Source organism: Micromonospora sp. NPDC047134 (genome assembly GCF_040643455.1).
Taxonomy (GTDB): Bacteria; Actinomycetota; Actinomycetes; order Mycobacteriales; family Micromonosporaceae; genus Micromonospora.
The window spans coordinates 1-13125 of the sequence record NZ_JBEYUI010000049.1 but is presented as its reverse complement, the minus strand read 5'-3'; the positions used below and the strand labels follow the sequence as shown (position 1 = coordinate 13125).

Genomic DNA, 13125 nt, shown 5'->3' with positions numbered 1-13125 from the left:
GAGGCGGCAGGCGCGACGGCCATCATCATCCCGCCGCCGTCCATCCCGCAGGGTCCGCAGTTCTTCGTCAACCGGCCCTTCCTGTACGTCATCCATGACTGGTACACCGGCGTACCGTTCTTCCTCGGCCGGGTCCACGACCCACTGGTCAGCGCGTAGCCGCCTCGACAACACGATCCCGCCCGGGCACCGCAGGGTGCACCTCACTGGTCGTCAGCAGGAGCGCCAGGACCAGTGGGACCGGGTCCGGGGTTGGGATCGGGGGTGGAACGGCCACTCGCGAAGACTGCGGTCAGCGCGAGCACGAGCATCGCCCCGGTTGCCAGAAAGAATGCAAGTTGGGTGCGAATGCGAAAGCCAATGTCGGCACTCCGCACCTCCGCACGATGGCTGGTCCTGACCTATCAGTTTGCGCCTGGACATGCCACCACCCTTTGGGGCTGTCGTCAGACAGTGTGGGGCAGCAACGCCACATGTCAGATGGGGATGACTGGTCCCCCACCGGCGAGCCCGCCGTACAGGCCGGGCTGCCCGGTCAGCACGTCGCAGCAGAGGTCGATCGCGGCCAGCACGGCGCTCGCGGCGTCGAGCCGGCCCACGGTGTCGTGGGTGATGGCGAGTGCCCGCCACGATTCCGGGTCCGGGGTGAGGATCAGGGCGGCCGGCAAACCGGTCAGGAGGTCCAGGCGGGTGGAGTCGGCCACGATCCGGGCGGCTTCGGCGAGGCACAGCACCGGCAGCCCGAACACGGCGCCGGGTTCGTCGGCGACTTCGGCGATGACCTCTCCCACGTCGATGGACTCGCGGGAGAACGCCACGATCGCGGAGGTGTCGAGGATGACCCTGACGGTGACGTCTTCCACGCGGCGGTCAGGCGGCGGTGCGGTCGGTCAGGCCCAGCTGCTCACGCGCGGCGGCGTCCAGCTCCGGCGTCCACCGCTCCCGGGCCGCTTGCAGCCGGCGGCGGGCCCGTTTCCGACCTTCGTCGGTCACCGTGATGCCCACCGCGGCGAGGACCGCCGTGGTGTCGGTGCCGGTGTCGGGGCTCTGCTGGGCCATACGGGCAGGATACCCCCACGGTGCCGGCCCAGTCACCCACCACGCAGTACGGCCCCCACCCGGGCGGGGTGGGGGCCGTGTTGGTGCGGGCGGGTCAGGTGGTGCAGTAGGCGACCAGCCAGTCCGGCAGCGGGTCAGGTTCCGGGGTGAGGTGCTTCGCCGCCTGCACACCGGTCAGGACCTGGCCGATGGCCCGGTCCAGGTCCGCACGGATACCCAGTCGGCGTCGATGCTGCCGAGCGCCCGACCAGCGGCCATGGCCAGCCGCAGGACCCGGGCGGCGTCGGTGAGGTGCTGGGCCAGCTCGGCGCGGGTCTCGTGCACCCGGGCGGCCAGGTCAGCGGCGGCCGTATGCGGGGGTAGAACGGGCTACCCGGGTCGGCCGGGGCGGCGCACAGGTCGTCGCGGTCATCGGCGGGGGCCGGGCAGGTCCGTACGGTCGTGGGGGCGGTCATGCGGGCTGTCCTTCGAGTGCGCGGGCGGCGACGGTGCCGCCGTGCTGCTGGACCAGGGTGTCCAGGTCGGTGATGATGGCGGGCCAGATGTGCCGTTCCCACAGGTGGGCGTAGCGGCGCATCGGTTCCAGCGGCACCCCGACGTCGGCGAGCGCCGATCCTTCGGCGTCGGTGAGTTGCCGGAAGAACTCCCGGTACGTCTCGGGGGTGACGCGGATGGCCTTGGCCCACAGCACAGGCCCGGGCCGCCGGGTGCGGCGGTGAGCATCCGGGCCAGGTCACGCATCTGGGTGGCGGCCTGCCCGTACGCGATGGCGGTGCCCCCCACTGGGTCGCGGCTTGCGGCTGGCCGCTGGCGGCGGCCGGGTTGGAGGCGCTCTCCTCGTGGTCGGCGTACCGGCTGAACTGGTCGGCGATGGCGGTGCAGATCGCGGCGGCGAGCGCGGCCGGGTGCAGTGGGCGACCAGAGCGGTGATGGTAAAGGTCGAGGGTTGGCTACTCGGGTCACGACGAGGCGGGTGACCTCTTGGATCCGCTGGCCCCTGCTCGGCGATTCGCATCTCTAGCAGGGGCGTTAGCCATGAGCTGGTGTCCCCCGGCCATGCCGACGCAGATGCCCACTCGGTGACGGTGTCACCGCCGGTGGTGTGCCCGACCCCGACCCGGCCACCCTGCTGTACTGAGTCGCTGACCTCCAGCATCTAGGTGTCCGGCTCCTCCGCGCCGTAGGGCCACACCTGGGCGAGGCTACGGTCATGGTCGGAACCGGTCGGGCGACCCGCGCATTCCTTGAGTAAGTCCTCGGACAACCGGCCGCCACCGAAATCGTCAGCCTCATGGCGACGCTCCGGCTGCCACGCGGGCATCTGGTTAAGCGCTCCACGGCGCCGCCGAACAGATCCATGGGGCCGCCCGTGGCGCACTCCCGCCTGCTGCTACGTCATGGGCAGGTCTGCTCGTACGGCAGGTTGGGCACATGGCGTGCCCACTCCCGGCGGTCGAGTCCCCGCCCGGCCCGGGTGCAGGCCTGCGTCACCGGGTCGGCCTGGGCCTCGGCGACCTCGGCCAGGGACCACAGGTAGACGAGGTTGTCCGCCCCGCCGGTGGCCAGGGTGCGGCTGTCCGGGCTGAAGGCGACACCGAGGATGACGGCGCGTTGGCTGCGGGCGCCGATCAGCCCCTGCGGCCGGGCCGGGTCGCTGACCTCCACCAGGGCGGTCGACTGGTCGTTGCTGCCGGTGGCCAGATGGCGTCCGTCGGGGCTGAACGCGAGGGCGCGTACCCAACTGGTGTGGTTGGGCAGCGGCGCACCGATCACGGTGGGCCGGGTCGGGTCGCGTACGTCCCAGAGCATCACGCTGGTGTCCAGGCTGCCGGTGGCCAGGGTGTCCCCGGTCGGGGCGAAGGCCAGCGTGGTGACCTGATTGGTGTGCGAGGTGAGTCGGCTCAACTGGCGGGGCTGGCTGGGGTCGCCCACCGCCCAGAGGGTCGCCGTGCCGTCGAAGCTGCCCACCGCCAGGGTCTCGCCGTCCGGGCTGAACGCCACCGTGGACACCCCGGCCAGGTGGCCGCCGAACGCGCCGAGCCGGCGGGCCGCCGCCGGGTCGGTGACGTCCCAGAGGGCGGTCATGCCGTCCCCGCCGCCGACCGCGAGCAACCGCCCGGTGTCCCGATCCGGGCGGAACGCCACCGAGGTCACCGGTCCGGGATGGCCGGGCAGCCGGGCCACCTCCCGGGCGGCGTCGGTGACGAGGTCCCAGAGGGCGGCGCCGTCCTGGCCGCCGGTGGCGAGGATCCGCCCGTCCGGGCTGAAGTCCACCGCGTGCACGCCCCCGGGGTGTGCGGCCAACGGGCCGCGTCGGCGTGGCTGCACCCCTTCGGCCAGGTCCCACAGGTTCGTCCGACCGTCCGCGCCGCCCGTGGCCAGCAACCGCCCGTCGCCGCGGAACCGGACCGCATGGACCTGACCGTCGTGACCGCCCAGTCGGTACTGGACGTTGAGCCCGGCACCGGCGCCCCCGCGCCAGAGGACCACCGTGCTGTCCGCGCTCGCGGTGGCCACGGTCTGCCCGTCGGGACTCACCGCTACCGCGTTGACCCAGGTCGTCCGGGTGGCCGACACCAGGGTCGTGCGGATCTGACGGGCCGGATCGGTGACGTCCCAGCGCCGTACGGAGCGGTCCGCCCCGACGCCGATCACGTACTGGCCGTCGGGGCCGGACACCCGCAGGGCGCGTACGCTGCCGGTGGGCCCGGTGAGCTCACCGATCCGCTTCGGCCGGGCCGGGTCGGTCAGGTCCCACAGCAGGATGCCGTCCCCGCCGCCGCTGGCCAGCCGACGGCCGTCCGGACCGAAACCGAAGGCGCCGACGCCGTCACGGTGGCCGGTCAGTTGTCCTACCCGGCGGGCCCGTACGGCGTCCCAGACGAACGCCTGGCCGCCGAGGTCGCCGCTGACCAGGGTCCGTCCGTCCGGACTGAAGGCGACCGCGCTAACCCACCAGCCGGAGTGGCCGCTCAGGTCGGCGGTCCGCCGCGGCCGGGTTGGATCGGTCACCTCCCAGAGGGTCAATCCGCCGCCGCTGTCGCCGACGGCCAACCGGCCCCCGTCGGGGCTGTACGCGACGCTGGACACCACGGCCGGTTGGCCGGTGGCCGTGGCGATCCGGCGGGGCTCGGCGGGGTCCGCGACATCCCAGAGGGCGATCGTGCCGTTGCCGTTGCCGGCGGCCAGGGTGCGCCCGTCCGGGCTGAAGGTCACCGCGTCCACCCGGGGGGTGCCGTCGAACTCGCCGATCTTGCGCATCGACTCGGGGTCCCAGAGCAGCACCCGGCCGTCCGCGCCGCTGGTCGCCAGCAGTCGGCCGTCGGGACGGAAGCTCAGGGCGGTGACCGCGCCCCGGTGTCCGGTCAGGGTGCCGGCGTACGGCGCCAGCAGGGAGGCGACCAGGCTGGCGGTGCTAGAGCGGTCATGGTGCAGCCGGTCGGCGGCCAGCGCGAGCATGAGGGCTAGCTGTGGCGCGTTGTCCCGCAGTTTCTCCGCCTGGTCGAGCAGGGCCCCGGCGGTGGCGGCCCGCTGCTGCTGTCGGGCCTCGCGTTGACCGCGTACCGCCAGGCCCGCCGCGGTCAGCGAGGCGAGCAGGAGGAGCACCAACGCGCCGACGGTGACCTGGCGGGCCCGTCGGCTTCGTTGCTGAGCGCGGAGGCTGCGGTCGAGGAATTCCGTCGCGGTGGCCGTCAGCGCCGGATGCCGCTCCGGGTCGGCCTGCCACCGGGCCACCGCGCGTACGACGGTGGTGAGCTGGTCCCCGACATACAGGTAGGAGGCGTTGCGGTCGTGCTGCTCCCAGGCGTCGGCCGCAGCGAGGAGTTCATGCTGCCGGGTACGGTCGGCGCGGTCGGATTCGAGCCAGGTGCGCAGTCTCGACCAGGTGGCCAGCAGGGCGTCATGGCTGATCTCGATGCCCTGGTCGGCCGCTATCAGCAACCGTTGCCCGGTGAACGCGTCGACGACCCGGTCGACCCGATCGGTCTCGCCGCAGAGTCGGTGCAGATCCGCCCGGTCCAGCCTGCGGCGGACCAGGCGGCCGTCCCGGGTGGGCACGGTCAGGCAGGTGAACACCGACCGGGCGGTGGCGCGCAGGTCCTCGTCGAGGCCCTCGTACACCGCCTCCGCGCTGGTCTGCACCGCCCCGGAGACACCACCGGCGCGGCGGTAGCCGAGCACGGTCAGCCGGTCACCCTCGCGATGCTCCCAGGTGACCCGCATCGCCTCGGACAGCAGCGGCAGGACCCCGACGTCGAAGCCGCCGGCCCCGCGCAGGTCGTGCAGGACCGCCTCCAGCAGTTCCGGGGACACCAGGACCCCGGCCTCGGCGGCCGGGCCGGCGATCGCCGCGGTCAGCTCGGACTCGCTCATCGGGCCGACCGTGAAGGGGCCCTGCTGCACCGCCTCGCGTAACCCGGCGAGAGTCATCAGCGGGTCGAGGAAGTCGGCCCGGACGGCCAGCACCACCAGCGCCGACGCCTGCGTCGAGTCGGGCGCGGGCCGGGCCATCGCCTCCAGGGCCTGCACGAAGGCCCGCCGATCGGGTTCCGGGCCTGCTGCGGCCAGCGTGAACAACTCCTCGAACTGGTCCACCACCAGCACCAGGCGGCCCTGGTCCACCCCGACGGCGCGCAGGGCCTGGGTGGCGATCAGCGCGGCCCGATCGGGGTCGTCGCGCAGGGAGACAAGCACCGACCCCGCGTCGAGGCCGGCGAGGTCGGCCAGGTGCAGGGCGAGTTCACGCAGCGGGGACGCCGTCGGGGTGAACACCCGCCGGGGCCAGGCCGCCGAGCCGGCCACCAGCCGTCCGGCGGCGAGCTGGGGGAGCAGCCCGGCCCGCAGCAGCGACGACTTGCCCGCCCCGGAGGCGCCGATGACCAGCAGCGGGCCGCCCACCTCCAACTGCTCACCCAGCCGTTGCAGCAGCCGGGCCACCAGCTCACGGCGGCCGTAGAAGACCTCGGCGTGCCGTTCATCGAACGGGGACAACCCGAGGTACGGATTGCCGCTCCATCGGGCGGCCGGGCCGGTGTCGGAGGCACCCGCGTCCCGGGTACGTGCCTCCACCCGCTCAACGGTGTCCAGGATCCGCCGCACCGACAGGGCCAGCTCACGGGAGCGTTTCTGCTCGGCCCGCCCGTGTTCCCGGATGCCCCGCAACTCCTGCTCGATCTGCCACATCGAGTCGCGTACGGCGGCAAGGGCGAAGCTGAACTCGCCGAACTCGCCGCTCAACCGGGACAACGACACCGCGAGGGTGTGCTGGAGTTCGCGGTCGCCCAGCTCGATTGCGGTACGTAGCGCCACCTCGATCGCGCCCACCCGGCCCAGCAGCTCGGCGGCCTCGGTACGCAGTTGCCGGGACTCCTCGTCCTGGCTGGCGAAGGCGGCCTCGATCCGTTCCGCCAGCGCCTGCTGGAGGCGCAAAGGATCGGGTGGCCCGCCATCGGGGCGCAGTCGCTCGGTCAGCCGGGTCAGCACCTCGGTCAGCACGTTGGCCCCGACCGAGCCCAGCACCCCGGCCCCGGCCAGCAGCACCGGGCCGGTCACCGTCCCGGCCGCCGCCACCGGCACCGCCGCCCCGGCGACCAACAGCCCGACCAGCGCGGGTGCCGAAGCCCGGCGCAGGGCGGAGCCACCACGCCGCACGGCCTCCGCCACAGCGGTGCGTGCCGACGAAACCCGGTCCGCTCGCAGCGGATCGCCCCCATGGCCGGCCATCGATGGCACGATATCGGAGGGTTGCCGCGAGATCAACGCACCGTAGCGTTGGCTGGGTGCATCGGTCACTGACAGGGTGGGGTGAACGGCGCTCCGGGGACGTACTGGTGCCACTCGTCCGGGGTGATTTCGGCCCCGGCCGTGGCGCAGATCCACCCGGCCACCCGTTCGGGGTCCAGTTCCCACAGTCGGATACCGCCGTGGGAGTCAGCGGCAGCGAGGGTGTTCCCGTTCGGGGCGAAGGCCACCGTGTAGGCGGCGCCTACCGACCGGGTCAAGGTCACCTCCACGGCCGGTCGCCGGGTGTCCCGGACGTCCCAGAGCCAGACGGACCCGTCGGTCGCCGCGGCGGCCAACCGGGAACTGTCCGCGTCGAAGGTGACCCAGTAGATGCCGCCGATCGGGCCGGTCAGCGCGGGTCCCAGGGGCTGGGGTCGGGTCAGGTCGGTGACGTCCCACAGCCGGATGGTCTTGTCCGCGCTGCCGACGGCCAGGGTTCGCCCGTCCGGGCTGAACGCGACACCGTAGGTGTAGCTGCTGAACCCGCCCAGGGCGGTGTCCAGCGAAACCGGCCTGGTCGGCTCGGTGAGGTCGATCAGTCGGACGGAGGTGTCCGTGCTGCCGACGGCCAGGGTGCTGCTGTCGACGCTGAAGCTCAGGGCGAAGATGATGGCCCCGGTGCCGGCGACGGTGGCCAGGGCGGTGGGCCGCTGCGGGTCGCGCACGTCCCACAGGTACACCTGGCCGTCGTCACCGGCGGCGGCCAGCAGGCGCCCGTCCGGGCTGAAGGTCACCGCTTGGAGCAGGTCGGTCGGCCCGGTCAACGGGGCACCGAGCCGGACCGGTCGGGCCGGGTCGGCCACCGACCAGAGAAGCACCGTCCCGGCCCGGGTGCCCACGGCCAGGGTCGTGCCGTCCGGGCCGAGGGCGGCGGTGGCGGCGAAGGGCGCCAGCCCGGCCGGACTGACCAGGGGTACGCCCACCTGGCCGGGTTGCCGTGGGTCGGCGACCTGCCAGAAACGTACGGTCTCGTCGCGGCCGGCTGTCGCCAGCAACTCGCCGCCGGTGCCGAGGAAGGCCAGGTTGAACACCGCCGCGGGGGAGCCGCTGAGCAGCGGGCCGGGTGGCCGCCAGACCCGGACGACCCCGTCGAGGGCGGCACTGGCCACGGTCCGTCCGTCGACTCCGAAACTGACCGAGGTCACCGTGTCCGGGTGCGGCATGCGCAGAAGCACCCGTCCGTCGTCGCGGGCCCACACCGTGATCGCCTTGTCCGAACCGGCGCCGGCCACCTGCTGCCCGTCCGGGCTGAACGCGACGGAGTTGACCCAACTCGTCGGGCCGGTCAGCGGCTCCCGCACGGGTCGGGTCCGTCGAGGGTCGGACACCTCCCAGAGCCGGACACTGTGGTCCCGGCTACCGCTGGCCAACGTCGTACCGTCGGGGCTGAAGCCGACCGTCGTCACCACCCCGGTGTGCCCGGTCAGCGCCGGACCCAGCGGTTTCGGTCGCCCCGGCGCGGCCACGTCCCACAGCCGTACGGTGCTGTCGGCGCCGCCGGAGGCGAGCAGGGTGCCGTCCCGACCGAACGCCACCGACTGCACCGGCCCGGTGTGTCCGTGCCCGGCGGGTCGAGGGGTGACCTCGCCCGGCGCGGAGATGTCCCACACCCGGATGCTCTGGTCGGCGCTGCCGGCGGCGATCAGTCGCCCGTCCGGGGAGAAGGCCACGGAGTAGACGGTCGAGGTGGCGCCCCGCAGCGGATCGAGGCGGACGGGTTTGGCGGGATCCCGGATGTCCCAGATCCACACCGCACCGTCCGCGCTGCCTGCGGCGAGATACGAGCTGTCCGGACTGAAGGCGACCGAGTAGACCGGACCGGCGGGCCCTCGCAGTGGTTCTCCGACCGCCACCGCCGGAGAGTCCGGGTCGTCGGTGCGCCACAGTCGCAGCGACTGGTCCAGGCCACCGGCGGCGAGCAGCCGACCGTTGCTGCTGTGCGCCACCGCCTGCGCCCCGGTCCGGAAGCCGGGCAGCCGGGTCGCGGCGGGCGTGACGTAGGCGTCCAGCAGGCTGGACCTGGCCTCGACCGTCGGTGCCATCCGGTAGGCGGCCAGGCTCAGTTGCATGGCCAGCGGGACGTCGGAGTCCCGTAGCCGGTCCGCCCGTCCGGCGGTGAGACGTGAGAGCGCCTGGTTGCGTTCCTCGACCGCCTCCTGACGCTGGGCGTTGGCGGCGGTGCGTTGTTGGAAGGCGTACCCGGCCAGGCCGAAGGTCAGCAGGGACAGGGCGGTCAGCACCCCGACGAGCTGGTGGAGTCGACGGGTACGCCGACGGGTGTGGCGGGCGCTGGCACGGAGGAACTCGACGGCTGCCGGCGACAGGTCGTGGTGTCGGCCCGCGACCCAGCCCTGGGCGGCGGCGAGCCGGTTACCGCGATACAGCAACCCCGGGTCGCGGTTCTCGCGCCGCCAGGCCGCGGCGGCCGCGGTCAACTGTTGGCCGATCACCAGCCCGTCGCGGTCCGCCTTCAACCATTCGCGCAGACTCGGCCAGGCGGTGATCAATGCCTCGTGACTGATCTCGACGGTGTCGGTGTCCGCGGTGAGGAGCCGCTTTTCGACGTACCGTCCGAGGATGTACTCCAGTTCGGCGGAGTGCCTGCGGGGAAACTGCTCGCGTAGTTCCGCCATGCCGACCCGGCGTCGAGTGTCCGCCGCGTCGGGATTGACCTGCACCAGGGTCAGGAACAGCCGGCGAGTGAGGTCGCGCTGTTCGGTGCTCAGGCCCTGGGAGATCTGCTCGGCGCTGGCCGCGACCGCACCCGCGATCCCGCCGACGGCGAGATAGCCGGCGATGGTGAGCCGGGCTCCCTGACCGTGCTGCCAGGTGGCGTACAGGGCGTGCGACAGCAGCGGCAACACCCCGGCCTCCGGTGCGGCCGTGGCGCCGCGTGGCAGCACCGTCCGGAGCAACAGTTCGACGAACCCGTCCTCCACCTCCATGCGGGCCTTCCTGGCCGGCTCGACGATCGCGGCGCGAAGCTCGTCCTCGGTCATCGGCCCGACGGTCAATTGGCCGCTCAGCAGCGCCGGAATCAGCGGCAGATAACGCAGGGCGTGGGCGTAGAAGTCGGCGCGCAGGGTCACGACGACGACCGCTCCGCCGGGGCGGGCGGCCAGACCGGCGATCATCTGAATGAACCGCTGGCGCTCGTCCTCCGACACCCGAGCGGCGAAGACCTCCTCGAACTGGTCGACCACGACGAGTCGACGCTCGGCCGGTCGGTGGCCGGGCCCGGTGGAGGCGAGCTGCTGGGCGAGAGTGACGGTGGGTTGGTACCCCGGCTCGGTCAACGTCACCGACCAGGCGGACGAGTCGGGTTCCTCGGCCCGCAGCGCCGCGATCAGACCGGCTCGGACCAGCGACGACTTGCCGGAACCGGAGGCGCCGACGACGAACTGGAGGCCGCCGCCTTCGTCGGCCAGCTCGGTGACTTTGTGGATGAGCTGCTCGGTCAGTGCGCCCCGCCCGTGGAACCAGGCGGCGTCCTCCGGCTGGAAGCTCGCCAGACCCGGATACGGCGCCTCCCCGACCGGTCGGGGACCCGGCGAGCGTCGTAGCCGCTGCCAGGCCCACAGCCAGCCCTCGATCTCAGCCGCGCCCACCCCGCAGGCGGACAACACCCGGATCAGCAACCCACGGGAGGAGGTCGAGGGGAGACCACGGCCTGCGAACCATTCGCCGATGGTGCTGTGTGCGCCGTTGGCGCCGGCTCTGGAGGCCACCTGTCGAACGGTCAGGCCCGCCCCCATCCGCAGTGTGGTCAGCGCCTGTCCGAACTCGGCGCGGGTGCGGATCGTGCGGGGATCGAAGTGCTCGTCAGCCGTCCATCGCTCGTCTGGCATCGCAACTCCGTCGTCGGAGGAGACCGGAAGCGGTGGTAACTCGATGCGATTTCAGGCTACGAAGCGAGGTCAAGCTGCTCGGCGGGGTCATGCGGGAGGGCGGCACGTCGGCCACCCCGGGAGCGCCGCTTCGGCGGTCGGGCAGCCCAGTGCGGCGCCGCGGCGATGGACCGTGCGCCGGCCGGTCGCCGCTGGCCGGTGATCCCCCAGACCAGATCGTCGATGTCGGTGTGGGAGCGGAGTTGCACCGCCCGGAACTCGCGGAGGAACAGCGGAAGTTCCGGTTTCCAGTCGAGTTCGCCGAGCACCACCGGGATGACCGGCAGACCACGGTCGACGAACTGACTGATCGCGGCCCGGACCTCCATCGCCTCCCAGGGCCCGATGCCGGTCGGCCCGATGAACAGGGCCACGCTGCGGCAGATGCGAAGGGCCTGCTCAAGCGCGACCTGGAAGGGGGTGCCGGGCGGCAGGTCGTCGAGATCGAACCAGGTCTGGACGTTGGCGGAGCGCAAAGCGTCGACCACCAGTCGTACGGAGGCCGCGTCCGCACTGTGGTAGCCGATGAAGACGTCGTACTGGGCGGGGTTCGGGGTCACCCGGGCCGGGGGCGCGGTCGGTTGGGTGCGGGTGTGCCGCAGGATTCCGAACAGCCGGTTCTCCAGCCTGCTGCGGTACGAGTTCGGTGGGGGAGCGGGCGATGACTGGAAGACCCGGCGAAGCCGGAACCCGATCTCGGGCCGCTGGAACAGGGTGGGCCCCAACCGGTCGAGCAGGGTGAGCAGCCGCAGGCTGTCGAGTTCGGAGATCGAGGCGTACCGGTCGGGTTGTTCCAGGTGCCGGAGCAGGTTGCCGACGGAGCGGTCGAACTGATTGATCGACTGCGGCAGCCGTTGCCGGGCGTCCAACCGCGCGTCGCCGTAGTGCACCGCGTCGAAGTGCAGGTCGGCCCGGGTCAACTTGCTGCATCGGCGGAGCAGGAACAGGTAGCGGTGGAGGGCCTCCTCCCCGCCGGAGCTGAGGATCAGTCCGACGTACCCGAGTTGACGGCACAGCGAGCCCTTGCCGGGTGCGGCGTTGCTGATCACCTCCGACACGGTCGCCCGGTTCTCGGCCGTACCGTTGCGGGCCAGCACGTGCAGCGCGTGATGCTGGAGAAGGTCCCACCGGCCGTGCGGCTTCGGCACCGCGACCGCCCGCAGGGCCGTCAGTGCGAGCCTGCGGTGCTCCGCCAGTTGGTCACCGCCGGTCTCGCCGAGGGCAAGCGCCAGGCCCAGGTAGTGATTGACCGGATAGCGCAGGTGCCGGTGGATGGTGCTCGGCGTCAGCAGGGCCCGGAAGTCGCCGGTGCTGGCGGCCCTGGTCCACTGGCGGAAGACGTACGAGGCGTCGATCAGGTGGCGGTTGACGGCCCCGGCCCGGTCGCGGTCGGAGGCGATGATCTCGTCGGCTGCCCGGGCGGCGACGAAGTCGAGCACCGTGGTGGTGAGCTCCTCGGCGGGGCAGTGCGCCAGATGTGCCAGGGCGGTCATCGTCCGGCGAAGCTGGTGGAGATTCTCCTCAGCCGACTTCAGCGTCAGCAGGTGTTCCAGATCGCCGGGGCGGCCGATCTCCGCAGCCAGGTCACCGATCACCCTCCGGGGAATCGGGGTGTGTCCGGACACCCACCGGTGCACGGCGGGCCGGGGATAGCCGACGGCCTTACTCAACGCGCGTACGGTCATCTTCCGCTGGGTCAACGCGGCGTGGATCCATTGTCCCGGGGTGGGCAGTAACAGATCGGTCATGGGCTGTCCCCTCGTGACGGGACCGACCATGATCTTGAGCTAGGCCGATCCCTGGCGGACGGTCTTTCATCCAGCGAAACCGAAGCCGCCCTGGTCAGCCACCTTTTACGAGTTAGTCGTACAACTCCGGACAACCGGCAGAGCCCCAGCCGGGGGGTGCCACGGTGCGCTCCGATCTCGGCCGACGGGGTGCGCTCCATAGTAGAACTTCAATGAATTTGAGTCGTTGACCTGGTTTTTTCCCGATGGACTGCACTACGGTCGGAACATGGTCTCGCGTCGATCGGTGCTGCGGACCGTGCCGCTAGCGGCCGCCGCCCTCACCGCCACCCCAGGTCAGTCCCGTTGGCTCAACGAACCGTCCACATCGACCCATCCCGCTCGCGTACCCCCCGATCCTGCCACGATGGCCGCCGCCGCGACCGCGGTGCGTGGCTTCTCGGCCGACCTCTACCGCGAGTTGGCCGCCACCCGTCCCGGTGACAACGTGGTGTGCGCGCCCTACTCCGTGGGGCTGGCGCTGGCGATGGCCAGGGCGGGTGCCGGGTCCAGCACGGCGGCGGAGATGGATGCCGTGCTGCACGCACCGCATCCCCGACCGCAGGCCCTCGACAGCGGCCTCAACACGGTCGAACAGACCCTGGCCA

General features: G+C 72.2%; 9 protein-coding genes. 2 read left to right on the top strand and 7 right to left on the bottom strand.

Annotated elements, in window-relative coordinates; all coding sequences use genetic code 11:
- The coding region (locus tag ABZ795_RS28575; RefSeq protein ID WP_357532622.1) for a serpin family protein at nt 1-159 on the top strand (159 nt) is incomplete at its 5' end.
- A 317-nt stretch (nt 160-476) separates the two neighbouring features.
- On the opposite strand, the gene ABZ795_RS28570 is transcribed toward ABZ795_RS28575, so the two are convergent.
- From ABZ795_RS28570 to ABZ795_RS28540, 7 genes are all read right to left on the bottom strand, one after another.
- Nucleotides 477-863 (bottom strand): hypothetical protein, encoded by a 387-nt coding sequence (locus ABZ795_RS28570; protein ID WP_357532621.1) that lies wholly within the window; start codon nt 861-863, stop codon nt 477-479.
- 7 nt (nt 864-870) lie between these two features.
- Nucleotides 871-1059 (bottom strand): hypothetical protein, encoded by a 189-nt coding sequence (locus ABZ795_RS28565; protein ID WP_327025769.1) that lies wholly within the window; start codon nt 1057-1059, stop codon nt 871-873.
- 174 nt (nt 1060-1233) lie between these two features.
- Nucleotides 1234-1383: a hypothetical protein gene (locus tag ABZ795_RS28560; protein WP_357532620.1), complete on the bottom strand. Its 150-nt coding sequence runs from the start codon at nt 1381-1383 to the stop codon at nt 1234-1236.
- Nucleotides 1384-1510: 127 nt separating this feature from the next.
- Nucleotides 1511-1750: a hypothetical protein gene (locus ABZ795_RS28555; RefSeq protein ID WP_357532619.1), complete on the bottom strand. Its 240-nt coding sequence runs from the start codon at nt 1748-1750 to the stop codon at nt 1511-1513.
- 704 nt (nt 1751-2454) lie between these two features.
- Nucleotides 2455-6783, bottom strand: a complete 4329-nt coding sequence (locus tag ABZ795_RS28550; RefSeq protein ID WP_357532618.1) for a hypothetical protein — start codon at nt 6781-6783, stop codon at nt 2455-2457.
- Between the two features lie 65 nt (nt 6784-6848).
- Nucleotides 6849-10691, bottom strand: coding sequence for a helix-turn-helix domain-containing protein (locus ABZ795_RS28545; RefSeq protein WP_357532617.1), 3843 nt, complete (start codon nt 10689-10691; stop codon nt 6849-6851).
- 56 nt (nt 10692-10747) lie between these two features.
- Complete coding sequence (locus ABZ795_RS28540) at nt 10748-12478, bottom strand: toll/interleukin-1 receptor domain-containing protein (protein ID WP_357532616.1); 1731 nt, start codon at nt 12476-12478, stop codon at nt 10748-10750.
- Nucleotides 12479-12746: 268 nt separating this feature from the next.
- Between ABZ795_RS28540 and ABZ795_RS28535 the strand changes: the two genes are divergently transcribed.
- Nucleotides 12747-13125 (top strand): serpin family protein (locus tag ABZ795_RS28535; protein ID WP_357532615.1); only part of this gene is annotated, 379 nt, incomplete at its 3' end.

Coding starts and splice junctions, on each gene's coding strand:
- ABZ795_RS28540 (WP_357532616.1), bottom strand. CDS start 12,478: ATGACCGATCTGTTACTGCCCACCCCGGGACAATGGATCCACGCCGCG.
- ABZ795_RS28565 (WP_327025769.1), bottom strand. CDS start 1,059: ATGGCCCAGCAGAGCCCCGACACCGGCACCGACACCACGGCGGTCCTC.
- ABZ795_RS28545 (WP_357532617.1), bottom strand. CDS start 10,691: ATGCCAGACGAGCGATGGACGGCTGACGAGCACTTCGATCCCCGCACG.
- ABZ795_RS28550 (WP_357532618.1), bottom strand. CDS start 6,783: ATGGCCGGCCATGGGGGCGATCCGCTGCGAGCGGACCGGGTTTCGTCG.